Raw genomic sequence first — 26049 nt, forward strand, 5'->3', positions numbered from 1 at the left:
GGTCCGGGTCCGGCCGTCATCGCGCATCGTCCGAGAGGAGACGTGCGAGGGGTGCGGACCGGCGGGTCGTGGCTTGAGTGGGTATGCCCGCGGCGCCGCCGGGGGGAGGTGGCAGGGGGCCGGGCGGAAGGCCGAGGAACAGGAACCCGCAGCCGGCGATATCGGCGACAAGGGCGAACATCGGTGGCGGGTGGTGCAGTTGCAGCGTGCCGCCCGCCGCGGTGATCCGCTCCGCGGCGTGCAGGAAGACGTTGAGGCCGCTGCAGTCACAGAATTCGACCGGAGTGAGGTCGACGTCGATGGCGCGGATGCCGTCCCGCAGGCACAGCTCCAGGGCCGCACGCACCAACGGCGCGGATTCCAGATCGATCTCACCCGCCAGGGTGATCAGTGCCCGTTTCCTTCGGTCATGGCGATACACGGCGAGCTGCGGAAGGGACATGACGCCTCGGTTCGGAAGAGCATCCGGAAGTACGTTCGGCGGAGTCGGGACGAGGGCGGGGCCGGCCATCCGCACGACAGCACGGAAACCCACCCGGTTCTCTCCTGGGATGCGCCGGGCGACGGACCACGAATCCGCTTCCCGCGTCATCTGTATCGAGGAACGACAAGCCGCCGGGGTCTGGGACGTCTGTACAGCAGCATAGTTCCTGGCACGGTCCGGTGGGGCCGGCCGGCCCGCCCGGTTCCGGTGCCTGGACTGTGGCCGCGATGTGACGCCGCGCGCGGGCATGTCCTTCGCACAGCGCGGTACTGGGCAAGTGGCGCGAAACGCGGCGGCCGACGGCCGCCGGGCACGTCAGTCCGTGCACCACCCGAGGAGGTGGCTTCGCATGACGGAGCCGAACGGTACGACCCTGCCCCAGCCCGACCCGGGAGAGCCTCGCGCCGCCCTGGGCACGACACGGCGGCCCGCACGCCCCCTGCTCCAGGAACCGCCGGAGGCCCGCGGCCGGACGACCATCGCCGACGGGGTGGTGGAGAAGATCGCCGGGATCGCCGCACGGGAGGTCCCGGGGATCCACGCGCTGGGTGGCGGCTTCGCCCGCACCGTGGGCGCGATGCGCGACCGGGTCCCGGGCGGACATCCGAGCGCGGGGCGCGGCGTGAAGGCCGAGGTGGGTGAGAAGCAGACCGCCGTCGATCTCCAGGTCGTCATCGCCTACGGGGTGAGCATCACGGACCTCGCCGTCGAGGTCCGTGAGAACGTGATCGCCGCGGTGGAACAGATGACGGGCCTGGAGGTCGTCGAGGTGAACATCGCGGTCGACGACGTGCACCTGCCGGACGATGACACGCAGGAGCCCCGCGAGGACCGGGTGCGGTAGGGGCTTGCCCGGGGCGGTCAGCGGCGTGCCAGTTGACGTTCGCCGGCCGCACCGGGACGGTACGGCAGCCCGTAGTGTCTGAAGATCGCTTCCTCGTCCTCGGCGGGCAGGACGTCGTCGGTGCCGATCGAAGGGGCCTGCTTCACCAGCGTCCTGACATAGCCGACCTTGAGATAGCCGGGCCCGGCGATCGCGTCCTCAAGCGGGACGAAGACCAGGCGGTGCCGGGTGGGCAGGCCCGTCCGTACCGTGGCCATGGCCGGCTCGTCGGTGGTGGTGTCCACGTAGACGGCCTCCAGGACACCGATCTTGTGCGCCTCGGCGTCGACGACAGCGAGGTTGCGCCATTCCCGGACGTCGGCTGCGTGGATCATGACCTCTCCCTACCCGGCCGGTTCATCGGCCGATGACGATGCGCGCGCCGAGGTCCTGTCCCGCCGACGCGTTCCCTGCCCGCCCATGGCACGGGTCACCCGTCGTGTTCATGGTCCCGACGGTCCTCGCGCCGCAGGCGTGCCCGGTTCTGGCGGAAGTAGCGGCGGTCCCAGCGGTTCTGACGATCCCTGCGTTGCCGGTACTCCTGGTAGTCCCGGGCCCCCCGGGAGTCCCCAGGACCAGAACCGCCGCCGCGGGTCAGGCCTCCGCCGTGATCGCGGCCCTGGCGGATCGCGCCGTAGACCAGCACAGCCGCCGCCACCCACCAGATGGGGTGAAGGAAGCCGAAGCCGAACAGAACGGCGATGAGGACGAGGAGCAGGACGAACATGGTGGGCCTCCCCGGGAGCGGGACACTGCGTCGATACCGGGGACCGGGGCCTCACACCACAGCGTAGTCCTGCCCGAGAGGTGCGGATACCGTGCGATGTCAGCGCGTCCTGCCCGGCGCGGATGGCCACTTGACAACCTGTCGGGGAACTGCCGCGTGGGCTAGCGTGCGCAATGCCGCCCCGGCCCCCGGCTGCGTCGCACCGCCAACGCGTCCCAGCGGACGCACCTCGCGCATCGGTGCCGGAACGTGCCGCGTCACGAGCCCGGCCGTTCCCGTGCACACCCGTCGCCACGAGATCCCGGCGAAGCCCCGATGAGCCCCCCGGCGGGCAACGATCTACCGTCCGCCGCGTCGCACGCATCCCTTACCAGGCGGTACACATGTATGCGCTGATCGTTCCCGCTTCGACGCCCTTCGTTCTGCTGGCCGCCGTGATGGCCCTTTCGTGGTGGGAGGACCGCATCCTGCCCGCACCGCGGATCGAGCCGGCCGAATCTCCCGCCGAGGCTCCGCTCGCCCCGGCGGTCCCGGTGCGGCTCCCGCAACTCACCGGTGTCGACGCCGCGTTGACAGGGGAGGCCGACGGGCGTTGACTGGTGGCACGGCGTAGGGCCATGCCACCCCGGGGCATCGGGACGCGGCATTCCACCTCCCCGCTTCGCCCGGACCCCGCGGAACCAAGGAAGTCCCCGCGATACGGAGGCCCGGCAATGGTCTGGATTCTTCTCCTTCTGCTGATCCTGGTGGTTTTCGGGTTCGGCTTCACGATGCAACTCCTGTGGTGGGTCGCCGCCGTCCTGCTGGTCGTCTGGATCGTCGGCTTCGCGATGCGCGGGCGAGGCGGTGCCCGCCACCGGTAGTCGGTTCCGAAGCCCGACCCCGCCCGCGGGAACGGCCTGTACGGCGATCACACGCGGGAACCCACCCACCAGACACACAGGAGGCCGGCCATGAGTGTCGGACGAACCATCAAACACAGGGCACAGGCGTTCAAGGGCCGATTCACCGAACGCGTCGGCCGGACCATCCGCAACAGGCGGCTGCAGCGCGAAGGCAGGACCGACCGGGTCTCCGGAAACCTCAAGCGGTCCGGCGACAAGGCCAAGGACGCCTTCAGGCCCTGACCACCGACGCCCCGGGCGGTGCCCACGCTGAGTCCTAAGGGAGTGTTAGGACTTCGCGCACGATCTTGTCCACCCCCCTCGTCCCCCGGATTCTGGCTGCTCCAGGCCGCTGACGAGGGAGTTTCGATGGCCACGCAGGACACCGCCGTCCACGAGAGGGGCGCCCGGCACGACGAGCGCAGGGTCGCGAAGAACATCGTGCGCGGGTCGGTCGGGAATCTGATCGAGTGGTACGACTGGTACGCGTACACCGCGTTCAGTGTGTATTTCGCCGCCGCGTTCTTTCCGTCGGGGGATCAGACGGCTCAACTGCTCAACACCGCAGCCGTGTTCGCGGTCGGGTTCCTGATGCGGCCCATCGGGGGGTGGGTGCTGGGGCGGTATGCCGATCGGCGGGGGAGGCGGGCGGCGCTCACGCTGTCGGTGACGTTGATGGCGGTCGGGTCGCTGATCGTGGCGCTGACGCCGTCGTACGACACGATCGGGGTGGTGGCGCCGGTACTGCTGGTCGCCGCGCGGTTGTTGCAGGGGATCTCGGTCGGCGGGGAGTACTCGACCTCGGCGACGTACATGTCCGAGGTGGCGACGCCGGGCAAGCGCGGGTACTACTCCAGTTTCCAGTATGTGACGCTGATCGCCGGGCAGTTGACGGCACTGGGGCTCCAGATCGTTCTCCAGTCGGTGCTGAGCGACGGGCAGATGGAGTCGTGGGGGTGGCGGATCGCGTTCGTGGTGGGGGCCGCCGGGGCGGTGGTCGTGCTGTGGCTGCGGCGCGGGATGGACGAGTCGGAGAGCTTCGAGCGGGGCGAGGCGGACGGGGACCGGGGGAGTCTGCGGATGCTGCTGTCGTACCCGCGTCAGTGCCTGGTCGTCGTCGGACTCACCATGGGCGGCACGCTGTTCTTCTACACGTACACGACCTACCTCCAGAAGTTCATGGTCAACACCAGCGGCATCGCGAAACCGACCGCCGCGTGGATCAACTTCTGCGCCCTGCTGGTGTTCGTGGCGCTGCAACCGGTGATGGGCCGCCTCTCCGACCGGGTGGGACGGCGTCCGCTGCTGATCGGGTTCGGGGTGCTCGGCGCGCTCGTCGTCGTCCCCTCGCTGACGCTGCTGTCGCACACCGACAACCCGTACTACGCCTTCGGGCTGATGGTCGTGCCGCTGGCGATCAGCTCGCTGTACACGTCGATCAGCGCGGTCGTGAAGGCCGAGCTGTTCCCGACGGCCATCCGCGCGCTCGGAGTCGGTCTGCCGTACGCGCTGACCGTCGCCCTCTTCGGCGGGACCGCCGAGTACATCGCCCTGTGGTTCAAGGACATCGGCCACGAGAGCTGGTACTTCTTCTACGTCACCGCCTGCGTCCTCGTCTCGCTGCTCGTCTACATTCGGATGCGCGAGACGTCCGAGAGCTCGCCGCTGGACGAGCGGAAGGGGTAGGCGCGGTGCGGGTGCTGCTGGCCGAGGACGACGACGGGGTCGCGGGCGCCCTCACCGAGGCCCTGTACGACGCCGGACACGAACCCGCCCGCGTCCGCAGGGGCGAGGAGGTCCTCACCCGGCACCGCCAGACCGACCTGCTCCTGCTCGACCTCGGCCTGCCCGACCTCGACGGCCTCGACGTCCTGCGCAAACTCCGCGCGGTCAGCCCCCTCCCGGTGCTGATCCTCACCGCGCGCGGCGACGAACGCTCCGTCGTGAGGGGCCTCAGGCTCGGCGCCGACGACTACCTCGTCAAACCGGTCCGCCTCGCCGAACTCCTCGCCCGCATCGAGGCGGTGGCCCGCCGCGCCGCCGCCCTCGCCGCCCCGGCGCAGCGCACGGTCCGCGCCGGGGACGTCGAAGTCGACCTGGACGCACGGCGCGTACAGGTCGGCGACGCCGAAGTCCGGCTCACCACCAAGGAGTTCGAGATCCTCGCCGCGCTCGCCTCCCGCCCGGGCGCCGCGGTGAGCCGCCAGCAGCTCCTGGACGAGGTGTGGGGCGACGCCTACCTGGCCGTGTCCCGCTCCCTCGACGTCCACATCACCCAGCTCCGCGCGAAACTCGGCCGCCCCGAACTCCTCACCACCATCCGGGGGTTCGGCTACCGCTTCGGCGGGTGAGGGGATGCGCGCACGGGTCCTCACGGTCGTCCTCGCCTTCGTCCTCCTCGCCGTCGCCGGTTTCGCCGGCCCTCTCCTCACCCTCACGGCCGTCCAGCGCACCGGGCAGCTCGTCGCCGCCCGCGCCGCCGACCTCGACCGGTTCGCCACCCTCGCCGAACAGGCCGCCGAGAGCGGCGACATGACCACCCTGACCGCCGAGGCCGACCGCTACACCGAGCTGTACGGCGAGGCCGTCGTGGTCGTCGACGCCCGCCGCGCGCCCGTCGTCCAGACCGGCGGCCTGCACGCCGCCGACCCCGCCGTGGCCCGTCTCGTGGACGCCGCCCTGCGCAGCCAACTCCGCTACCCCGAAGGGACGGTGCGCCCCTGGTCCCGCGCCGACGTGCTGCTCGCCCGCCCCGTCGGCACCGGCACCCGTGTCTCCGGCGCGGTCGTCCTGCGCGCGTCCGTCCGGGCCGCCGCCGCCGACGTCGCCCTGCGCTGGGCCCTCGTCCTCGCCGGGGCCGGGGTGTTCGCGGCGGCCTGCGTGCTGCTCGCGCGCAGGGCGACCCAGTGGGTCGTACGGCCGCTGCACCGACTCGACCGCGCGGTGGGCGCGCTGGCGGCGGGGCTGCCGCCCGAGCGGGTCGTGCGCGCCGGGGGACCGCCCGAACTCCGGCAGGTCGTCGAGGGATTCAACCGGATGGCCGACACGGTGACGACCGCCCTCGAACAGCAACGCCGCCTCGTCGCCGACACCTCGCACCAACTCCGCAACCCGCTCGCCGCGTTGAGGCTGCGCATCGACTCGCTCCAACCCCGGCTGGCGAAGGAGGCGACCCGCACGTACACCGGCGTCACCGCCGAACTGGAGCGCATGGAACGGCTGCTGGACGACCTGATGAGGCTGGCCGACGCCGAACACCGGGCCGGAGAACTGGCAGTGACGGACCGTCAGGGCGCGGGCTGCGAGGTGCGGCCGGTGATCGAGGCACAGGTGGAGGTGTGGCGGCCCGCCGCGAAGGGGGCGCTGGTCCTCGACCAGGCCGGGACGGGCGTGGTGGCGTGCTCCGCCGACGAACTGGCGCAGGTGATGGACATCCTCGTCGACAACGCGATCAAGTACGGAGGCGGCCACGTCGAGGTGTCCTCCCGGGTGACCGGCACCGAGGTGGTGATCGAGGTACGGGACGACGGGCCCGGCCTGTCCGCCGCCGAACTCGCCTGCGCGGGAACGAGGTTCTGGCGTGCGGAGCGCCATCGGGACGTACGCGGAAGCGGGCTGGGGCTCGCCATCGCCGAGCGGCTGGTCGCCGGACACGGCGGACGCATCGAGTTCGAGGCCCGCGTCCCGAGCGGGCTGGCCGTACGCGCGGTGCTCCCCGAGAGCCGTACGCCGTGAACAGCCGCCGTACCCTCCTGCTCGCCGCCCTCGGAGCCACCGGAGCCGCGGCGCTCACCGGCGACGCCCGGCTCGCCGACCGAGGCCCCACCGGCGGACTCCGGATCGCCACCGGCGAGGGCGACGGCTTCTACGTCGCCTTCGGACGCCTCCTCGCCCAGCAGGTCACCGCCGTGTACCCCCGCCTGACCTGCGAAGTCGTCCCCAGCGAGGGAAGCGTCGCGAACATCCGGCTGCTGGCGGAACGCCGCGCGGACATCGCGCTCGCGCTCGCCGACATCGCCTGGTCCGCGTACGCCGGCCGAGGGCCCTTCCCGGCGCCGGTACCGCTGCGCGCGGTGGGCCGGGTGTACGAGAACTACGCGCAGCTCGCCGTCCGCGCGAACGCGCCGGTCCGCGAGGTCGCCGACCTCGCGGGGCGGACCGTGTCCGTCGGCGCCCCCGCCTCGGGCGGCGCCGTGCTCGGCGACCGGCTGCTGCGCGCGGCGGGGCTGACGCCCGGCGTGGACGTACGGGTACGGCATCTGCGGATGACCCAGGTCGCGCGGGCCATGCGGACGGGCGCCGTCGACGCCGTGCTCGTCGCCGGCGGCGTACCCATGCCCGTGCTGGCCCCCCTCGCCCGCGCCCCCGGTATCCGGCTCCTGCCCCTGGCGGGGCTCCTGCCCAGGGTGCGCGCGAGCGGCGGGGCGGGCGTGGAGGCGGTGACGATACCGGCGGGCGCGTACGAGGGGACGGCCGAGGTGGCCACGATCGGGGCGGCCAACCTGCTGCTGTGCCGCCCCGACCTGCCGCCCCCGCTCGCCGCCGCCCTCACCCACGTACTGGTCGGGCGCGCGGCCCGGCTGGTCCCGGCGTCGGCGCTCGGGACGCAGTTCCTGGACGTGCGGAGCCTGATCGGCACCGGGGAGGTGCCGCTCCACCCGGGAGCGGTGGCGGCCTACCGCGAACTGCACGGGTGACGCGCGTGCCGCGCTCAGGTGGTGACGCGATACCCGCTTTCATGAAGGTGCCCTTCCTCGACGTTCACCACCCCCGTGGGTGAACGGCCTTCACCTTCGTACGGAAGGCGGGGAAGGGGTACCTCGCACCTCTGAGGGTCACTTCGCGCCCGGCGGCGTGTACTCCTTGAGGTAGTGGGCGACGCGCCCGGCGTAGGGCTCGACCTTCGGGGGAACGCCGGCCGCCTTGTTCACGACCTTGTACGAGGTCCGGTACGCCGCCGAGACCAGCACCCGGCGGTCGCCCGGCAGCTTCGGGTCCAGACGGGGCGCGATCCAGCACAGGTAGCGGCCCATCGCCGGGATCGACTCGGCGGGCGGGAACGGCGGGACGGGCACCGACTCGCCGGGCGTGCCGTCCTCGTGCATCCACCAGCGCAGCACGCGCGGCGTCCACCGGGCGATGCCGTACTCGTCGTCGGCCGGGTCCGCGAGGTTCGGGTCGAAGCCGCTCTCGACCTTCAGCATCGCCGCGATCAGCGACGGCGTGACCTCGGGGCGTTCGCAGTCGCGCGCCGTCTCGACGATCAGCAGCCGGTAGGCGGGCGGTACGTCCTTGTCGGTACGGAGGTACGCGGCACCGTACGTGGCCGCCGCGTCGCCCGAACGGCCGCTGTCCTCGGCCCAGTCGGCGACCGCGTAGCCGAGCGCGGCGACGGCCACCACGGCGAGCGTCGCGCCCGCGACGAGAGGCGTACGCCGGCGGGGTCCGCCCTCGACCCCCGTCACCGCCGCCACCCTCCGCAGGAGCGCCTCGCCGGTGATCCGTTCCTCGTGCGTGCGCGCGAGACACCTCTGCACGATCTCCCGCCAGGCGTCCGGGAGCCGGGGCGACAGACGCAGCTCCTCCGCGCCCCGGGCGTAGGCCGCCGCCGCGTCCCGGCGGGCCGTCGTGGTGGCGCCGGGCAGCGGGAAGGTGCCGGTGAGGACCAGGTGGGCGAGGACGCCGAACGCCCAGACGTCGGCCGAGGGGCGGATCCGGCGGCCCCGCTCGCCGATCTCCGACCACAGCAGCTCCGGGGGCGTGTAGTCGGGGGTCGAGAACGCGGGGGTGTAGGCGTGCGTGCCCTCCAGTTCGGCGGCCAGGTTGAAGTCCGCGAGGCGGGCCGAACCGTCCTTCATCAGCAGCACGTTGGCGGGTTTCAGGTCGCCGTGGACCCAGCCCGCGCGGTGCAGCTGGGCCAGGCCCTCGCAGATCTGGGCGAGCAGCGCCGGGTCCTGCGCCGCCGGGGTGCGGGCGAGGCGCGACGCCAGGGACTCCTCCGCCTTCTCCAGGACGAGGACCACCGCGCCGTCCAGGTCCGGGTGGGCGGGGTCGTCGACCGTCAGGGTGCCGTACATGCGGATCAGCCGGGGGCGCTTGAGGGCGCGGTGCAACTTCAGTTCGCGGTCGGCGAGTTCACGGAGGTGGGCGAGGTGGCGGGGGGTGCGGGTGCCGGTGGGGAGGAACTTGAGGGCGGCCGTGCGGGGCTGGTCCTCGCCCGGTACGGCGTCCACGCGCCGCGCCGCGTACACGCTGCCGAACGAGCCCGTCGCGATCGGCTCCCGTACCTCCCAGACGCCGACCCGGTACCCCTTGGGCACGGTCACCGCGTACGGCTCCGGCATCACCGTTCCCCCGCGACGCCGCCCGTCAGCACGGCCAGGTCGTCCTCCCGCACGAGGTCGAAGCGGAGCGCCAGGGAGACCAGGGACTCCTTCTTGCCGTTCATGCGCGGGCCCGGGCCGGCCGTGTCGGGGCCGGGTTTGAGGCGCAGCTTCACGGCCAGGTAGTCGATGTTCCACTGCACCGACGTGCGGGACGCGGCCGGCCAGCCGGGGCGCAGCCGCTCGACGACCTGGTCGACCGTCGGCAGCGGGGCGTGCGGCGCGCCGCGCAGCCGGGGCTCGCACAGGGCGGCCAGGACGGCGAAGTAGCGCTTCGAGCGGTCGACGCAGAACGCGGGCGCGGTCGTCGCGCCGGACGGGCCCGCCGACCGGTCGCGGTAGTCGTGGCGCGGCGCCCACACCTCGATCGGCAGCAGGTCGCCGGCCGCCGGGAGCACGATCCGGGAGAACTCGAAGGGGATCGGCGCGTCCAGCCGCCCCGGCCCCACCTTGACGTGCTCGCCCGCGCCCTCCGGGTTCTCCACGACGTACGTCTGGGACCGGCTGTGGTTGCTGAGCCGCCAGTAGGCGCCGTGCGCGGTGATCTCACCTGCGGTACGGGAGACCCCCTCGTGCGGGATCTCCAGGGTGTTCTCGCGCGCGGAACGGCCGAAGGTGAGCCGTTCGCCGGGGGCGAGCTGGAAGCGGGTGCTGGTCCGATCGTCCTCCGTGGTCGGCGGAGGGATCACGATGATGCTGTACAAGGTGTTTCTCCCCGGGCCTCGCAGCGATCCGGGGTCAGCGTAGGGGGACTCGCCCGGGGGGTGTCCCCCCTTGCGCGGTCGCGGCGGCCGAATGGCTTGAACTGGCCGTCTCATCCACTGATCTCGTCCCAGTGGACGAGCCGCTCGCACCACCGCCGCAGCAGCACCCGGTCGTGCCCCACCGCCAGCAGCCCCGCCCCGCTGTCCGCCCGGTACTCCTCGACGGCCCGCACCAGCGCGGCCGTGGTCGACGCGTCCAGCATCGCCGTCATCTCGTCGCAGATCAGCCAGCGGGGCCGCAGGGACAACGCGCGGGCCAGGCAGGCGCGTTGCAGCTGGCCGTCGCTGACCTCGTGGGGGCGCCGGGTGAGCAGGTCGGGGGTGAGGCCGACGGACGCGGCGAGGGTGTCGACGCTCGGCGGCCGGCCGTTCGCGCGCAGGGGCTCGGCGATGAGGTCCGCGAGCGACAGGTGCGGGTCCGCCGAGAGCCGGGGCTGCTGGAACACGACGCCCACAGCGGTGCGTTGGGCCCTGGGCGCCCGGTGCCGCCAGCGGTGGACGTGCGCCCCGTCGAGGGTGAGCGTGCCCGCGTCGGGGCGGTGCAGCAGGGCCGCCACCTTCGCCAGCGTCGACTTCCCGCAGCCGCTCGGACCGAGGAGGCCGACGGACTCGCCGGGCGCCACCGTCAGCGACACGCCCCGCACCGCCGGGGACTTCCTGTCGTACCCGGCGGTGATGGCGCGCAGTTCAAGCACGGAGGTCCTCCAAGAGGTGCGGGTGGTGACAGGCGATCCCGTCGGCCGTCGGCGGCAGGGCCGTGCAGGCCGGGGTCGCGCGGGGGCAGCGGGGCGCGAACGCGCAGCCCTCGGGGAGCGCGCCGAGCTCCGGGGGCAGGCCGGGGATCGGCAGGAACGCGCGGTCGGGGAGCGCGTCCAGGAGGCCCCGGCTGTACGGGTGGCGGGGGCCGGGGTCTCCGAAGAAGCTCGCCGCGTCGGCGAGTTCGACGATCCGGCCCGCGTACATCACGGCCACCCGGTCCGCGATGCGCTCCGCCGCCGCGAGGTCGTGCGTGATCATCAGCAGCGCCCGGCCCGCCTCCGCGTCCACGTGCCGGCGCAGTTCGTCGACCGTGTGGTCCACCAGGTCCCGGTCGAGCCCGGTCGTCGGCTCGTCGGCGAGCAGCAGCGGCGCCTCGCCGACCAACGCGAGGGCGGTGGCGGCGCGTTGGGCGAGCCCGCCGGACAGTTCGTGCGGATGCCGGTCGAGGTGGTCGAGGGGGAACGCGGCCCGCCGGGCGGCCCGCTCGACGGCGCCGGGATCCTTGGAGCCCGTCAACGCCCGTATCGTCTCCGCGAGTTGGGACCGCACGGTCCGTACGGGCGTCAGGTGCGCGGCCGGACTCTGCGGCACCAGCCCGACCAGCCGCCCCCGCACCCGCCGCACCAGCGTCCCCTCATCGGCCCCGACCAGCTCGATCCCCCGCACCCAAGCCTCCCCGCGCGCCTGCGCGTTGGCCGGCAACAGCCCCAACAATGCCGACGCCAGCACCGACTTGCCGCACCCGCTCTCCCCGATCAGCGCGAGACACTCCCCGGCCGCCACCTCGAACCCGACCTCGGTGACAGCGGGCACCTGCCGCCCACCGGGCAGCAGAAACCGCACGGAGAGCCCGCGCACGGCGAGGACGGGCGCTGCTCCTTCTACGGGCGCTGCTCTTTCGACGGGCTCTTCTCCTGCGACGCGCGTTTCTCTTTCGACGGGCTCTTCTCTTTCAGCCGTGGTCACAACATCAGCTCCGATCTCCTGCGCGGATTGATCCGCTCCCGCAGGGCCCCCGCCGCGCCGGCGATCGCCAGTGTCGGCACGATGATGAACAGGCCGGGGAAGAGGGTCGGCCACCACTGCCCGGCCAGCAGTGAGCCCCGGGCCGACTGGACGAGGCCGCCCAGGCTGGCCATGTGCGAGGGGAGGCCGAGGCCGAGGAAGGAGAGCGCGGACTCGTGCCACATGGCGTGCGGGACCATCAGGACGGCGGCGAGGCCGGCCTGGGGGAGGACGCCGGGGAGCAGGTGGCGTACGGTGACGCGCCTGCGGGACGCGCCGCCGGAGATCGCCGCGTCGACGAACGCGCGGGAGCGCAGCGACAGCACCTCCGCGCGCACGATGCGGGCCGTGGACAGCCAGTGCGTGACCCCGACGGAGACGATCACCGGCCACACGCCGGGCCGGAACATCGCGACGACGAAGATGCCGAGCAGCAGGTGCGGTACGGACGACACGGTGTCCACCGCCCGCATCACGACCCGGTCCACCCACCCCCCGAACGCCCCGGCGAGCGCCCCGACCGCCGTGCCGAGCACCGTCGCGGTGAGCGCGGCGGCGAGGCCGACCAGCAGCGAGACGCGCAGCCCGTAGACGCAGCGCAGCAGGAGGTCGCGGCCGAGGTCGTCGGTGCCGAAGGGGTGGGACCAGCTCGGCGGGAGCAGCTTGGACGCCAGGTCGACGGACTGCTGGTCGAGCTGGACGAGCGGGGGGACGAGCAGGACGGCGAGGGCGGTCACCGCGAGGACGGCCGCCGAGACCCTGACGCGCAGCGTGCGGGTGGAGCGGCGGCTCGGCCCGTACGACCGCCAGCCGGGTGCCTCACATGTCACTGAATCCCACCCTCGGGTCGAAGAGGCCGTACAGCAGGTCGGCCAGGAGGTTCCCGGCGAGGACGGCGGCCGTGGCGAGCGTGGCCAGCGCCGCGAGGAGCGGGAAGTCGACGGAGGTCGCCGCCTCGACGGTCGCCGCCGCGATCCCCGGCCAACTGAACACGGTCTCCACCAGCAGGGCCCCGGTGATGAGTTCGGGCACCCGCGACCCGACGAGCGTCAGCACCGGCAGCAGCCCCGAGCGCAGGGCGTGCCCGAGCAGGACGGTCCGCTCGCTCAACCCCCGTGCGCGGGCGCCCCGTACGGGGTCCTCGACGAGCGCGTCCCCGACGCCCTGGCGGACGTACAGGGTGAACCAGGGGAGTTGGGACACGGCGAGCACCCCGGCGGGCAGCACCAGATGCCGGACGACCTGGTCCGCCGTGACCACCTCGCTGGCCGTGTCGGTGAGTCCCCCGGCGGGCAGCACGCCCCACTGGAGCGCGAACACCCAGACGGCGAGCAGCGCGAGCCAGAAGACGGGCGCCGCCTCCAGCGCGTACGCCAGCGAGGTGACCGTACGGTCGAGCGGCGAACCCGGGCGCCGGGCGGCCAGAACTCCCAGCACGGTTCCCACGGTTACGGCGACGACGAACGCCGACGCGCACAACAGGCTGGACCACAGCAGGCGTTCACCGATCACGTCCGCGACGGGCTGGCGCAGCACGCTCGACTGGCCGAGGTCCCCGCCGAGCGCGGACGTCAGCCACTCCCACCAGCGCACCGCGAACGGCCGGTCCACGCCGAGGTTCTCGCGGAGTCTCGCCAGCGTCTCGGCGTCGGCGCCGAGCGCGGCCGTGCCGGCGTACGCCTTCACCGGGTCGAAGGGGGAGGCGGCGGCGATCGCGAAGACGCCGAAGGTGACGACGAGGAGGACGGGGACGGCGAGGAGGAGACGGCGGCCGGTCAGGCGGGCCATGGCGGCCCAGGGGAGACGGGACAGGGCCGCCGGTCCGCGCAGCGGCTGTTTCGGCGAACTCCCTTGTGTGGAGGGCGAGTTCACGGCAGGTCGGCTCACTGCGCCGTCCGCTTCGGCTGCCAGGTCTCCAGGTTCCACCACGGCCCGCTGGCGAACCCGTGCTCGTGCGGCTCGACCTGGGTCGTGAGGCCGTCCCAGCGGTCGGCGAGGACGTACACGTGGTCGATGTGGGTGAGGAACGTGTACCCGGGGTTGTCGACGAGGGCGCGCTGGACCGTGTCGTACGCCGCCTTGCGGGCCGCCGGGGCGCTGGTGCGGCGGCCCGCGTCGAGGGCCTTGTCGACCGTCGGGTTGCGGTAGTGGCCCATGTTGTTCCAGCCGTCGCCCGCGAGGGTGGAGTACAGCATCGTGTAGAGGCCGAAGTCGGGGTCGCCGGTGGAGCCGAAGCCCGCGAGGACGGCGTCCTGAGCCATGCGCGGCTCGATGACCTCCCACGTCGCGCTCTGCGCCTTGACCTCGACGCCGGCCTTCTTCGCGTCGGAGGCGTAGGCGAGGGCGTGGTCCTGGCGGACCTTGTCGCCGGCCGGGTAGTACAGGGTGAAGGAGGCGCGGCGGCCGTCCTTGGCGCGGATGCCGCCGTCACCGGGCTTCCAGCCGGCGCGGTCGAGGACGCGCCCCGCCTCGGCGAGGTCCTGCTTGCGCTCGATGCCCTTCGTGAACCAGGGCGAGCCCACCGGCAGCGGCCCGTACGCCGGGCTCCCCGCGCCGTCCAGGATCTTCGCGACCATCGCGTCCCGGTCCACGGCCAGGTCGAGGGCGCGCCGGATCGCGGTGTCCCCGGTGACCGGGTTCTGCGAGGGCAGGGACACGAGCCGGACGTCGTACGTCGTCGCGTCGTACCGCTTGCGGCTGCCGTCCTTCGCGAAGGCCGCAGCGAGGTTCGGCGGGAGGATCGCGCCGTCGAGGTCGCCGGCGCGCAGGCGGGTGGCGCGGACGTCGTCGTCGGGGACGATCGCCATCGTGACCTTGCCGACCTTCGGGGCGCCGCCCCAGTAGTCGGGGTTCGCCTTGAATGTGAGCTTCTCGCCCTTGCGCCAGTCCGCGAGGACGTACGGGCCCGTGCCGACCGGACGCGTGTTGAACGGACCGGTGTTGGGGTCCTGGCCGCCCGCGAGGTGCTCGGGGACGATCGGCAGGGTGGTGCGCGCGGCGAAGGGCGCGTAGGGGTACTTGAGGGTGAAGACGACCTTGTCGCCGTCGGCCTTCACCGCTTTCACGGCGTCGAGTTCGACCCGCGAGGTGTTGTTGGTCTTCGGGTCGAGGACCGTGTTGTACGTGAACACCACGTCGGCGGCGGTGAGTTGCTTGCCGTCGCTGAACTTCACGCCCTCGCGCAGCGTGTACGTGTAGGTGAGGCCGTCGGCGCTGACCTCGGGGAGGGACTTCGCGAGGGCGGGCTTCAGGGTGAGGTCGGCGTCGTGGGCGAGGAGGCCGTCGAAGATCTTCGAGTTGCCGTCCTTGCCGTAGCCCAGCAGGGGGCTGAGGGTGGCCGGTTCGGAGGGGACGCCGATGACGACCGAGTCGGCCGCCGACGCCCCGCTCTCGCTGGGTGCCGAGCAGGCGGCCGTGGCGGTGAGCAGCGCCGCCGTCAGGGCGGTGGCTCGTATGCGGGGGGTCATCGGGCTCCTCTGTTGCTGGTGGCTCGTTATTGCATATGAGTTGCAGATGAGGGGTACCCGAGTCAAGGGCGGGTCAAGCGTGCGGGGGCGGGGGCGCGTCGAATGCCGTTGCGGAGATCGAACTCCCGGCGTTACGTTCGGCGCATGTCGGACGACGAACCCACGCGCGCCGCGCGGCTGTTGAGCGCGCAGGCCAAGGCGGAGGAACTCTTCGCGGAGATCACCCGGCGCGGCCTGATCGCACCGGGCGAGGGCGAGCGCGCCGTCAGCGACCGCATCCGCGACCTCGCGAACGAACTCTTCGGCACCACCCGGCACTGGCACAAGCGCATCGTCCGCTCCGGCCCCAACACCCTCGCCCCCTACCGCGAGAACCCGCCGGACCGCCTGATCACCGCCGACGACATCGTGTTCGCCGACTTCGGCCCCATCTTCGAGGAGTACGAGGCGGACTTCGGCCGCACGTTCGTCCTCGGCGGCGACCCCGCCAAACACCGCCTCCGCGACGACCTCCCCGAGGTCTTCCGGGCGGGCCGCCGCTACTTCGAGGACACCCCCGGCATCACCGGCGAACAACTCCACGCGGAGATCAACCGCCTCGCCGCGAAGGCGGGTTGGGGCCTCGGCGGCTGGCACGCGGGCCACCTCGTCGGCGAGTTCCCGCACGAATGGATCGACGGCGCGGACGTCGAGTCGTACATCACCCCCGCGAACACGACTCCGTTGCGCCGCACCGACCGCGCGGGCCGCCGCTGCCACTGGATCCTGGAGATCCATCTCGTCGATGAGCGACGGGAGTTCGGCGGCTTCTACGAGGAACTCCTCACCCTCTGACATGCGCTGCGAAGCGCTGAGCGCGGCGCCGGCCTCGTACGAGGAGGCGTTCCGGGCGACGTCGCACGCGTCCCACGTGGAGATCAAGGCCCAGGCCGACCGCAAGGAGCCGACCCCCACGCCGGACCGGTGGAGGGCGCGGTGGGTGAAGGGTGCCGCTCGCGCATCCTGACGGCCGGCCCGCCCGGTGCGCTCTGCGACCATGGACGCGGGAAGATCGTCCATGACGCGTACGGCGGAAGCGGAAGGAAGCGGCAGTCCATGTGCACCAACGTGACCCCGGGCGGGGTGGTTCTGTGACCGGCGTGCAGTGCCGGAGGGACGGTCTGGTCGGGCGGATCGTCCTCGACCGGCCCAAGGCCCTCAACGCCCTCGACCACGCGATGGTCCTGCGGATCGACGCCGCCCTCACCGAGTGGGAGCACGACCCGGCCGTCGCGGCCGTCGTCGTCACCGGGGCGGGGGAGCGCGGGCTGTGCGCCGGCGGGGACATCCGCGCCGTGCACGACGACGCGCGGGACGGCGACGGGCTGGCCTCGGCCGCCTTCTGGCGGGACGAGTACCGGCTGAACGCGCGGATCGCCCGGTACCCGAAGCCGTACGTCGCCGTCATGGACGGCATCGTGATGGGCGGGGGCGTCGGGATCTCCGCGCACGGCGAGGTGCGGATCGTCACCGAGCGCTCCCGGATCGCCATGCCCGAGACCGGGATCGGGTTCGTGCCGGACGTCGGGGGGACGTACCTGCTCTCCCGCGCGCCCGGCGAACTCGGCACCCACCTCGGGCTGGCGGGCGCTCAGATCGGCGCCGCCGACGCCCTGTTGTGCGGCCTCGCCGACCACTACGTCCCCTCCGCCGAACTCCCCGCCCTCCTCGCCGACTTCGCCGCCATGCCGGTGACCGACGCCCTCGCCCGCCACGAACAGCGGCCTCCCCGCGCACAGTTGCCGGACGACCGGCACTGGATCGACGCCTGCTACGCCGCCGGCACGGTCGAGGAGATCGTCGACACCCTCGCCACGTACGACGACCCCCGCGCCAAGGACGCCGCCGAGACCCTCCTCACCCGCTCCCCGACGACCCTCAAGGTCACCCTCCGCGCCCTGCGCGCCGCGCGCCCGCTCACCCTGGAACAGGCCCTGGACCAGGAGTACCGCGTCTCCTGCCACGCCCTCACGACCCACGACCTCGTGGAGGGCGTCCGCGCGCAGATCATCGACAAGGACCGCACCCCCCGCTGGTCCCCGGCGACGCTGCCGGAGGTCTCCGACGCGGACGTGGACCGCTACTTCGCGCCGCTGGGGGAACGGGAGTTGGGCCTCGGCGCCTGACACGGACGCGCGGCGGGAGCGGTACCCCACAGCGTTCCGATTGTTGTCCGAAGTATTGACGCCACCCTTCTGACTGCGTAGACATGACAGCGCAGACATGACTACGCAGTCATGCGGGCCGGCGTCTGGAATCATGGAGGCGTCGTAACTGTCGACCGGGAGGTGCCGTGACACGAGGAGCCGGGCGGAACGCCGGGACGGCGGCGCCGCGCAGCGTGGACGTCGCGCGCCTCGCCGGGGTGTCGCAGAAGACGGTGTCCCGGGTCTTCAACGACGAGCCGTACGTCTCGGCGGACGTGCGCCGCCGGGTCCTGGACGCCGCCGAGCAGCTCGGCTACCGGCGAAACAACGCCGCGCGCGCGCTCGCCTCGGGCCGGACCAGGTCGATCGGCGTCGTCACGCTGGGCACCGCGCTGTACGGGCCGGCCTCGCTGCTCATGGGCGTCGAGAAGGTCGTCCGGGACACCGGGTACGCGCTGCGGGTGGTGAACACCGTCGAGGGCGACCCGGCGGGCATCGCCGGAGCCGTCGACTCGCTGCTCGACCAGGGCGTGGACGGCATCGTCGTGTCGGAGCCGATCGACGAGCCGGGCGGGGTGCCCCTGCGGGTGGACGTCCCGGTGCTGGTGATCGGCGCACCCTCGCCGGTGACCTCGCCGACCGTGCTGTCCGCCGGGGACGACGCCGACCTGATGGCCCGCACGGCGACCGAACACCTCCTGGAACTCGGCCACCTGACGGTCCATCACCTCGCGGGCCCGCAGCGCTGGTTCGCCGCCCGGGACCGGCTCGCGGGCTGGCGGGCCGCGTTGACCGAGCACGGCAGACGGGTGCCGCCCGTCGTCGAGGGCGACTGGTCGGCGGCGTCGGGGTACCGGGCGGGGCGGGAACTGGCCCGACTCGCCGACGTCACCGCCGTGTTCGCCGCGAACGACGACATGGCGATCGGGCTGATCCGGGGGCTGGCGGACGCCGGGCGCCGGGTGCCCGAGGACGTCAGCGTCGTCGGGTTCGACGACATCCCGGTCGCCGCCTACGTGACACCTCCGCTGACCACGGTGCGCCAACCCTTCGACGCCGTGGCCCAGGAGGGGCTCAAGAGGCTCGTGCACGTGATCGAGAACCCCGGCGCCGACCCGCTGCCGCCGGGCCGGTCACCGGTCGACCTCGTTGTACGGGCTTCGACCGGGCCGGCGCACCCGGACGGAGGTGAGCCCGCCCGCGACTGACCGACCCACCGCGCCTCCCCACCGCGCCCCTTTCGCAGAGCCGCTCACCCCCCTCATGCCGCCTCCTTCCGAGGCGTGCCCCGGGTCCCCCGACCCCCTTGTCTCCGGCGGACGCCCACCTCCTCGGCGTCCCCGCACCCCTCTTCGCTTCCGGCGGGAGTCCACCATGCCCGAAAACACCCCTCTGAGCCGCCGTTTCTTCCTCACGACGACCGGCGCCCTCTCCCTCGGCGCCGCCCTGACCGCCTGCGGCGGCGGTGACTCGGGGAAGTCCCAGTCCGCGACCCAGCCGGTCAGCCAGGCCGACATCGACAAGGCGATGAAGACGCCGACCGAACTCACCTTCTGGACCTGGGTCCCCAACATCGCCAAGGAGATCGCCCTCTTCGAGCAGAAGTACCCGGCGGTCAAGGTGAAGATCGTCAACGCCGGCCAGGGCACCCCCCAGTACACCAAGCTGCGCACGGCGCTGAAGGCCGGCAGCGGCGCCCCCGACCTGGTGCAGATGGAGTACCAGGCGATCCCCACCTTCACCATCACCAACAACCTGCTGGACCTGCGCCCGTACGGCGCCGAAGCCCTCAAGTCCACGTTCGTCGACTGGACCTGGGGCCAGGTCACCGGCACCGGCGGCGAGGTGTGGGCGATCCCGCAGGACACCGGCCCGATGGGCATGCTGTACCGCAAGGACATCTTCGACCGGCACGGCATCCAAGTACCCAAGACCTGGGACGAGTTCGCCGCAGCCGCCCGCAAACTCCACCAGGCCGACCCGGACGTCTACCTCACCAACCTCGCCGCGAACCAACCCGCCGCCTGGCACGGCCTGTTGTGGCAGGCGGGCGGCAAGCCGTACGTCAGCCGGAGCAAGGGCGAGATCGCGATCGGCGTCGACGACGCCGTGTCGGAGAAGCTCGGCGCCTACTGGGGCGGCCTTGCGAAGGAAGGCGTCATCGGCGTCGAACCCGACTTCACCGACGGCTGGTACGCGGCCCTCAACAAGGGCAAGTACGCGACCTGGCTCACCGCCGCCTGGGCGCCCGCCTTCCTCTCCGGCTCAGCGAAGGACACCGCCGGGAACTGGCGCGCGGCCCCGCTCCCGCAGTGGGACGCCGCGAAGCCGTCCTCCGGGAACTGGGGCGGCTCCACCACCGCCGTCATCCGGGGCACCAAGAACGCCGTACAGGCCGCCGTGTTCGCGCAGTTCCTCAACAGCGACCCGGCCAGCGCGAAGATGTTCGCCACCGAACAGTTCTTCTTCCCGGCGACCAAGGCGCTGCTCGCCGACCCGTCGTTCACCGGCGACGCGCCCGCCTTCTACGGCGGCCAGAAGGTCAACGAGGTGTTCGCGGGCATCAGTTCGACCGTCGACGCCGACTTCCAGTGGCCGCCCTTCCTCGACCAGGCCGCCACCGACTGGACCGAGACCGTCGGCAAGTCCCTCGCCGACCACGCCGACACCGTGTCCGCGCTGGGGAGTTGGCAGTCACGGCTCACGTCGTACGCCAAGGGCCAGGGCTTCACGGTCAAGGGGAGCTGAGATGGCCGCACCGCGCCGGAGGTCGGCGGGACCCCTCTTCGTCGCCCCCTTCATGATCCTGTTCCTCCTCCTCTTCCTCACCCCCCTCGGCTACGCCGCCTACCTGAGCCTCTTCCAGGAACGCCTCATCGGCGGCACCGCCTTCGTCGGCCTCGACAACTACGTCCAGGCCCTCAAGGACTCCCAACTCCTGCACGGCGTAGGGCGGGTGGCGCTCTTCTTCGTCATCCAGGTGCCGGTCATGCTGGCCCTCGCGCTCCTCTTCGCCCTCGCCCTGGACAGCGGCCTCCTGCGGCTCGGCCGCGTCATCCGGCTCGGCGTCTTCGTGCCGTACGCCGTCCCGAGTGTCGTCGCCGCCCTGATGTGGGGGTACCTGTACGGCCCGGACTTCGGCCCGTTCGCCCAGTTCGCGCGGGAACTCAGCCTGCCCGTACCGGACTTCCTCAGCTCCACCTGGATGCTGGGCAGCCTCGCGAACATCGTCACCTGGGAGTTCACCGGCTACAACATGATCATCCTGTACGCCGCGCTGCGCACCATCCCGACGGAGCTGTACGAGGCCGCCGCGATGGACGGCGCGGGCGCCTGGCGGATCGCCTGGTCGGTCAAACTCCCCGCACTGCGGCCCGCGTTGCTGCTCTGCCTGCTCTTCTCGGTGATCGGCAGCTTCCAGCTCTTCAACGAACCCAACCTGCTGATGAAGATCGCCCCCGACGTCATCACCAGCGACTACACCGCCAACCTCTACGCCTACTCCCTCGCGTTCACCGGCCAGCAGGTCAACTACGCGGCGACGGTGTCGTTCCTCCTCGGCCTCGTGATCGTCATCGCCTCCTACGCCGTCCTGCTGACCGCGAACCGCAGGAGGACCCCGTGACGACCACCCTCGACAGGCCGACGGCCGTACAGCACACCGGAGTCCGCAAGGCGAAGCGGCCCCGCCGCAGCACCCCGCTCACCATCGCGATGCTCGCGGCCCTCGCCTACTTCCTGCTGCCGCTGCTGTGGCTGCTCATCGCCTCCACCAAGTCCGCGCACGACCTGATCGACAGCTTCGGCCTCTGGTTCTCCGACGCGCCGCAACTGTGGACGAACGTCAGGGACACGTTCACGCAGGACGACGGCGTCTTCGTCACCTGGCTCCTCAACACCATGCTGTACGCGGGCGTCAGCGCCGTCGGCGCCGCCGTCCTCGCCGCCGCCGGAGGGTACGGGTTCGCGAAGTTCCGCTTCCGGGGCGACCGGGCCGCCTTCAACCTGGTGCTCGGCGCGGTGATGGTCCCGACGACGGCGCTCGCGATCCCGACGTACCTGCTGTTCGCCGAGGCGGGCCTGGTGAACACGCCGTGGGCGGTCATCCTGCCCTCGCTGGTCAACCCGTTCGGCCTGTACCTGATGCGGATCTACGCCGCCGACGCGATCCCCGACAGCCTCCTGGAGGCCGCCCGCATCGACGGCGCCGGCGAGGTGCGGATCTTCTTCCGCATCGCGCTCAGACTGCTCGGCCCCGGCCTCGTCACCGTCCTGCTGTTCACGCTCGTGGCGACCTGGAACAACTACTTCCTGCCGCTGATCATGCTGAACGACCCCGAGCTGTACCCGGTCACCGTCGGCCTCTCGTCCTGGGCCGCGCAGGCGCAGAACGGCGGCGCGGGCGCGAGCAGCGACATGCTCGCGCTCGTCGTGACCGGCTCCCTGCTCTCCATCCTCCCCCTCGTCGTGGCCTTCCTCATGCTCCAGCGGTACTGGCAGAGCGGGCTCGCGGCGGGCGGCGTCAAGCAGTGACCCCTGTTCGGCAACTACCCTTCCCTGGAGGCCAGTTCATGGCGGAACTCCCCGCCCGCGTCCTGTTCGGCGCCGCCTACTACCACGAGTACCAGCCCTACCCCCGTTCCGAGAACCGCCTCAAGACCGACCTCGACCTCATGGCCGAGGCCCACTTCACCGTCATCCGCGTCGGCGAGTCCGTCTGGTCGACGTGGGAGCCGGAGAACGGCGTCTTCGACCTCGACTGGCTCCAGCCGGTCCTGGACGGCGCCCACGAACGCGGCATCTCCGTCATTCTGGGTACCCCCACCTACGCCGTCCCGCCGTGGCTGGCCCGCCAGTACCCGGAGATCACCGGCGAGCGGCGGACCGGCGAGCGCATCGGCTGGGGCGCCCGGCAGGAAGTCGACTTCACCCACCCGGCGTTCCGCTTCCACGCCGAGCGCGTCATCCGCCGGATCACCGCGCGCTACGCGGACCACCCGGCCGTCATCGGCTTCCAGGTCGACAACGAACCCGGCAACGAACTCCTGCACAACCGGGGCGTGTTCGAGCGGTTCACCGACCAGCTGAGGCAGAAGTACGGCGACGTCGAGACCCTCAACCGCGAGTGGGGCCTCGTCTACTGGTCGCACCGCCTCTCCACGTGGGCCGACCTGTGGACCCCCGACGGCAACGTCCAGCCCCAGTACGACGTCGCCTGGCGGGAGTTCCAGGCCCGGCAGGTCACCGAGTTCATCGGCTGGCAGGCCGACATCGTCCGCGAGTACGCGCGTGACGACCAGTTCGTCACCACCTGCATCTCCTACACCCGCCCGGCCGTCGAGGACGACGAGCTGACCGACCGCCTCGACATCGCCTCCGGCAACCCGTACTACGCGATGCAGGACGGCCTGCTCCTCCCGGACCCCGCCGACCACGCCCAGAAGTGGCAGACCACCGGCGTCTGGTCCCTCTACCAGACCGCCGACTGGATGTTCTCCTCCCGCCAGTCCCCGTTCCTCGTCACCGAGACCAACGCCTCCTCGATCGGCTTCCCCTGGGACAACCGCCCCGCCTACGACGGCCAATGGCGCCAGGCCGCCTGGGCGCTGGTGTCCCGGGGCGCCCGCATGATCGAGTACTGGCACTGGCACACCCTGCACTTCGGCGCCGAGACCTACTGGGGCGGAGTCCTCCCGCACACCGGCAGGCCGGGCCGTACGTACGCCGAACTCGCCCGCCTCGGCGCCGAGTTCGACACGGCCGGGGAACTCGTCGCCGGCCTCGAACCCGACGCGGACGTCACGATCGTCTACTCGACGCCCAGCAAGTGGCTCATGCAGAAGTACCCGCCCCTCGCCACCCCGGACGGCGACCCCGACCCGGCCGCCTACCACGGCATCCTCGACCCCTTCTACCGGGGCGCGTTCGAGGCCCGCCGCCAGGTACACGTCGTCCACGCACGCCAGTTGCACGACCCGGCCGGCGAACGCCCCGGCCTCCACCCGGAGTTCGCCGCCCAGGAACACCCGGTCCTGGTCGTCCCCGCGCTCTACCTCGCCGCCGACTCCACCCTGGAGTGGCTCGCCGCGTACGCCGAGGCGGGCGGCCACCTCGTCCTCGGCCCCCGCACCGGGTACGCCGACCAGGAGGCCCGCGCCCGCACCGACCGCGCGCCCGCCCGGCTGGCGCAGGCGGCGGGGGTGTCCTACGACGAGTTCAGCAACCTCGTCGCGGAGGTGCCGGTCACGGCCGGGGGACGGCTGGGCATCCCGGAGGGGGCGACGGCGACGCGGTGGGCGGACGGGCTGACCCTCGACGGCGCGGCAACAGGCCCTGAGGCACAGGGCGTTGAAGGAGCGGGCGGTGCGGAGGTCCTCGCCGGCTACGACCACCCCCACTTCGGCCGCTGGCCCGCCATCACCACCCGGCGCCACGGCGAAGGCCGGATCACCTGTGTCGGCACCGTCCCCGGCAAGGAGCTGGCCCGCGCCCTCGCCGAGTGGCTCGCCCCTGAACCCCGGCACGGCTGGGGCGAGTTGCCCGAGTCGGTGACGGTGACGAGCGGCACCTCGGCGGACGGGCGGCGTGTGTACGTCGTCCACAACTGGTCCTGGGAGCAGGCGAGTCTGCCGGCACCGGCCGGACTGACCGACGTACTCACCCGAGAAGCAGCCCACGACAGCGTCGAACTCGGCGCCTGGGACGTCCGCGTGTTCGCGGAGGAGAGGCCATGCTGAAGAGACTCGGCGTACTCACAGCGGCCCTGGTGCTGCTCCCGTTCACCACCGCCCACGCCTACAACCCCACCGGCGGCATCCTCTACCAACTCGGCTCGGAGCCCTGCCTCAAGGGCCGGGGCAACTGCGCCATCTACCCCAAGTCGGCCCAGCTGCCCAGCGGCAGACTGGTCGCGGCCTTCGAGAAGTCGACCGTCGTCCCGTCGTCCGGCAGCGCGGACGGCCAGACCATCCCGGTCTACAAGAGCGACGACCACGGCACGACCTGGCAGCCCCTGTCCGAGGTGAAGGCCCCGGCGTACCTCGGCAACCACCCGAAGTACACCAGCAATTGGACCAACCCCTACCTCTACGTCCTCCCGCGCGACGTCGGCGCCCTCAAGCGCGGCACCCTCCTCATGGCGACCGTCGTCTCCGGCGACGACGCCTACTACAAGGAGCACAAGGCCGCCGACCCCGACTGGACCCCGTCCAACGACGGCGACCGCAGCGACCTGGCGATCGCCCTCTACGCCAGCGACGACGAGGGCGTGACCTGGCGGGTCGTCAACATCATCGCCACCGGCGGCTGGCAGGGAGGCAGCGCGGGAGCCGTCGGCCAGAACATCGCCGCCGCGAACACGCGCCGCCAGGTGGACCCGCTCTGGGAGCCGTACCTGATGGTGTATCAGGGCAAGCTGGTGTGCTTCTACTCCGACGAGAACGACTACACCGGCTTCGACCCGGCGACCGGCGTACCCGCCCTCGACCCCGCCAACAACACGGCGGCGGACTCGCACGGCCAGATCCTCGTCCACCGTACGTGGGACGGGCGTTCGGCGGCGTGGCAGAAGCCGGTCGTCGACATCGCCGGGCTCGCCTCGGCGCGGGGCATCGGCGGCGGGCGCCCCGGCATGACGAACGTCGTCCCCACGACCGACGGCAAGTGGCTGCTGACGTACGAGTACTGGGGCGGCGGCGCCAACACGCGCTACCGCGTCGCGAACAGCCCGCTGGAGTTCTTCAAGGGCTCGCCGGTCGGCGAGGGCGTCGACTCCCTGCCGGTGGACGCCGGTTCGCATCCGCTCGCGATGGGCGGGAGCCCCGTGCTGATCCGCCTGCCCGACGGTCGGCTCGTGTACAACGCGGCCGGGAGCGGGGACGTGTGGGTCAACGAGAGCGGGCGCAGCGACGGGGTGTGGAAGGAGTACCGGACGACGCTGGGCGCCGGGTACAGCCGTAACCTCCAGTACGACGCGGACACCGGGCGGGTCGTGATCCTGCGCAACCAGGGGACGTCGACGCTCGCGTACGCGGAGGTCGACCTGGGGCGTTCAGCAGGCGCTTACTACCGTGTGCAGAACCGCGCGACAGGCCAGGTCATCGGCACGGGCGGGAAGACCAACGACGCGGACCTCGGCAACGGCGACGTCCCCGACGTACGCCTCGAAGCCGCGGGCTCGGCGAGCGACTCGGACACCCAGTACTGGCACGTCGTGACCGAGCCGCAGGGCGGGACGACCCTCCTGAACCGGTCCGGCGGACGCGCGGCGGCCATCTGGACAGGCAACGCGACCGAGGGGCAGCGGATCGGCCAGTGGGTCGACGACAGCCCCAAGGGCAGCTGGAACCTGATCGCCACCACGAACGGCTACTACCGCTTGCAGTCGGTCAAGAACCCCGAGCTGTACCTGACGGGCGCGAGCGCAGGAGCACCGCTGACGTTGCAGAAAGCGGCTGCCGACGGTTCCCAGGAGTGGAGGCTCACAGGCCGGAGAAGCTGAGCGGGCG

General features: G+C 72.1%; 27 protein-coding genes. 17 read left to right on the top strand and 10 right to left on the bottom strand.

The genetic code is table 11. The features are described 5' to 3' along the window. Positions 1-16 precede the first annotated feature (16 nt). A complete protein-coding gene (locus PV682_RS04160) occupies positions 17-442 on the bottom strand; it encodes an STAS domain-containing protein (protein WP_319724088.1) in 426 nt (141 codons plus the stop codon). 391 nt (positions 443-833) lie between these two features. Between PV682_RS04160 and PV682_RS04165 the strand changes: the two genes are divergently transcribed. Beyond that, positions 834-1328: an Asp23/Gls24 family envelope stress response protein gene (locus tag PV682_RS04165; protein ID WP_319724090.1), complete on the top strand. Its 495-nt coding sequence runs from the start codon at positions 834-836 to the stop codon at positions 1326-1328. A gap of 17 nt (positions 1329-1345) precedes the next feature. Here PV682_RS04165 and PV682_RS04170 read toward each other — a convergent pair whose 3' ends face one another. Then, positions 1346-1702, bottom strand: a complete 357-nt coding sequence (locus tag PV682_RS04170; RefSeq protein ID WP_319724092.1) for a PRC-barrel domain-containing protein — start codon at positions 1700-1702, stop codon at positions 1346-1348. Positions 1703-1797: 95 nt separating this feature from the next. Then, the gene (locus PV682_RS04175; RefSeq protein WP_319724094.1) at positions 1798-2094 is read right to left on the bottom strand and encodes a hypothetical protein; all 297 of its coding nucleotides are present in this window, start codon (positions 2092-2094) and stop codon (positions 1798-1800) included. 383 nt (positions 2095-2477) lie between these two features. Between PV682_RS04175 and PV682_RS04180 the strand changes: the two genes are divergently transcribed. The 7 genes from PV682_RS04180 (at position 2478) to PV682_RS04210 (ending at position 7675) form a co-directional block, all read left to right on the top strand. After that, positions 2478-2690 carry a hypothetical protein gene (locus PV682_RS04180; protein ID WP_319724096.1) on the top strand — a complete coding sequence of 71 codons (213 nt, stop codon included), beginning with the start codon at positions 2478-2480 and terminating at the stop codon, positions 2688-2690. Between the two features lie 117 nt (positions 2691-2807). After that, positions 2808-2957, top strand: a complete 150-nt coding sequence (locus PV682_RS04185) for a DUF5670 family protein (RefSeq protein WP_319724098.1) — start codon at positions 2808-2810, stop codon at positions 2955-2957. A 90-nt stretch (positions 2958-3047) separates the two neighbouring features. Then, positions 3048-3221, top strand: coding sequence for a CsbD family protein (locus tag PV682_RS04190; protein ID WP_319724100.1), 174 nt, complete (start codon positions 3048-3050; stop codon positions 3219-3221). A gap of 126 nt (positions 3222-3347) precedes the next feature. After that, complete coding sequence (locus PV682_RS04195; RefSeq protein WP_319724102.1) at positions 3348-4664, top strand: MFS transporter; 1317 nt, start codon at positions 3348-3350, stop codon at positions 4662-4664. A 5-nt stretch (positions 4665-4669) separates the two neighbouring features. After that, on the top strand, positions 4670-5329 hold the full coding sequence (locus PV682_RS04200) for a response regulator transcription factor (RefSeq protein ID WP_319724105.1): 660 nt from the start codon (positions 4670-4672) through the stop codon (positions 5327-5329). A 4-nt stretch (positions 5330-5333) separates the two neighbouring features. Beyond that, positions 5334-6713 (top strand): sensor histidine kinase, encoded by a 1380-nt coding sequence (locus PV682_RS04205; RefSeq protein ID WP_319724106.1) that lies wholly within the window; start codon positions 5334-5336, stop codon positions 6711-6713. Continuing rightward, on the top strand, positions 6710-7675 hold the full coding sequence (locus tag PV682_RS04210; RefSeq protein WP_319724107.1) for a TAXI family TRAP transporter solute-binding subunit: 966 nt from the start codon (positions 6710-6712) through the stop codon (positions 7673-7675). Before PV682_RS04205 ends, PV682_RS04210 begins: the two co-directional genes overlap by 4 nt. A 138-nt stretch (positions 7676-7813) precedes the next feature. Here the strand turns inward: PV682_RS04210 and PV682_RS04215 are convergent, their stop codons facing one another. The 7 genes from PV682_RS04215 to PV682_RS04245 all read right to left on the bottom strand — a co-directional run bounded on the left by PV682_RS04215 (position 7814) and on the right by PV682_RS04245 (position 15356). Continuing rightward, positions 7814-9322 carry a protein kinase domain-containing protein gene (locus tag PV682_RS04215; RefSeq protein WP_319724108.1) on the bottom strand — a complete coding sequence of 503 codons (1509 nt, stop codon included), beginning with the start codon at positions 9320-9322 and terminating at the stop codon, positions 7814-7816. After that, complete coding sequence (locus PV682_RS04220; RefSeq protein ID WP_319724110.1) at positions 9322-10065, bottom strand: FHA domain-containing protein; 744 nt, start codon at positions 10063-10065, stop codon at positions 9322-9324. Before PV682_RS04220 ends, PV682_RS04215 begins: the two co-directional genes overlap by 1 nt. Positions 10066-10175: 110 nt before the next feature. Then, complete coding sequence (locus tag PV682_RS04225) at positions 10176-10820, bottom strand: ABC transporter ATP-binding protein (RefSeq protein WP_319724112.1); 645 nt, start codon at positions 10818-10820, stop codon at positions 10176-10178. Next, a complete protein-coding gene (locus tag PV682_RS04230; RefSeq protein ID WP_319724114.1) occupies positions 10813-11742 on the bottom strand; it encodes an ABC transporter ATP-binding protein in 930 nt (309 codons plus the stop codon). Before PV682_RS04230 ends, PV682_RS04225 begins: the two co-directional genes overlap by 8 nt. 104 nt (positions 11743-11846) lie before the next feature. Beyond that, on the bottom strand, positions 11847-12719 hold the full coding sequence (locus PV682_RS04235) for an ABC transporter permease (protein WP_319724115.1): 873 nt from the start codon (positions 12717-12719) through the stop codon (positions 11847-11849). Continuing rightward, positions 12709-13677, bottom strand: a complete 969-nt coding sequence (locus PV682_RS04240; protein ID WP_109361798.1) for an ABC transporter permease — start codon at positions 13675-13677, stop codon at positions 12709-12711. The genes PV682_RS04235 and PV682_RS04240 overlap by 11 nt, the downstream gene beginning before the upstream one ends. Positions 13678-13772: 95 nt before the next feature. Next, entirely contained in the window at positions 13773-15356 is a 1584-nt protein-coding gene (locus tag PV682_RS04245) for an ABC transporter substrate-binding protein (RefSeq protein WP_319724116.1), read from the bottom strand. 144 nt (positions 15357-15500) lie between these two features. Between PV682_RS04245 and PV682_RS04250 the strand changes: the two genes are divergently transcribed. From PV682_RS04250 to PV682_RS04290, 9 genes are all read left to right on the top strand, one after another. Beyond that, complete coding sequence (locus PV682_RS04250; RefSeq protein WP_319724117.1) at positions 15501-16190, top strand: M24 family metallopeptidase; 690 nt, start codon at positions 15501-15503, stop codon at positions 16188-16190. A 1-nt stretch (position 16191) separates the two neighbouring features. After that, positions 16192-16362: a hypothetical protein gene (locus PV682_RS04255; RefSeq protein ID WP_319724118.1), complete on the top strand. Its 171-nt coding sequence runs from the start codon at positions 16192-16194 to the stop codon at positions 16360-16362. Between the two features lie 124 nt (positions 16363-16486). Further along, positions 16487-17521: an enoyl-CoA hydratase/isomerase family protein gene (locus PV682_RS04260; RefSeq protein ID WP_319724119.1), complete on the top strand. Its 1035-nt coding sequence runs from the start codon at positions 16487-16489 to the stop codon at positions 17519-17521. 167 nt (positions 17522-17688) lie between these two features. Next, complete coding sequence (locus tag PV682_RS04265; RefSeq protein ID WP_407705590.1) at positions 17689-18750, top strand: LacI family DNA-binding transcriptional regulator; 1062 nt, start codon at positions 17689-17691, stop codon at positions 18748-18750. A gap of 166 nt (positions 18751-18916) precedes the next feature. Continuing rightward, on the top strand, positions 18917-20290 hold the full coding sequence (locus PV682_RS04270) for an ABC transporter substrate-binding protein (protein ID WP_319724121.1): 1374 nt from the start codon (positions 18917-18919) through the stop codon (positions 20288-20290). A gap of 1 nt (position 20291) precedes the next feature. Further along, entirely contained in the window at positions 20292-21167 is an 876-nt protein-coding gene (locus PV682_RS04275) for a carbohydrate ABC transporter permease (protein ID WP_319724124.1), read from the top strand. Next, complete coding sequence (locus tag PV682_RS04280; protein WP_319724125.1) at positions 21164-22075, top strand: carbohydrate ABC transporter permease; 912 nt, start codon at positions 21164-21166, stop codon at positions 22073-22075. Before PV682_RS04275 ends, PV682_RS04280 begins: the two co-directional genes overlap by 4 nt. Before the next feature lie 38 nt (positions 22076-22113). Further along, on the top strand, positions 22114-24279 hold the full coding sequence (locus tag PV682_RS04285; RefSeq protein ID WP_319724127.1) for a beta-galactosidase: 2166 nt from the start codon (positions 22114-22116) through the stop codon (positions 24277-24279). After that, positions 24273-26042: an RICIN domain-containing protein gene (locus tag PV682_RS04290; RefSeq protein ID WP_319724129.1), complete on the top strand. Its 1770-nt coding sequence runs from the start codon at positions 24273-24275 to the stop codon at positions 26040-26042. The genes PV682_RS04285 and PV682_RS04290 overlap by 7 nt, the downstream gene beginning before the upstream one ends. Positions 26043-26049: the final 7 nt, after the last annotated feature.

Origin of the sequence: Streptomyces niveiscabiei, from assembly GCF_033794345.1 — a bacterium.
Taxonomy (GTDB): domain Bacteria; phylum Actinomycetota; class Actinomycetes; order Streptomycetales; family Streptomycetaceae; genus Streptomyces; species Streptomyces niveiscabiei.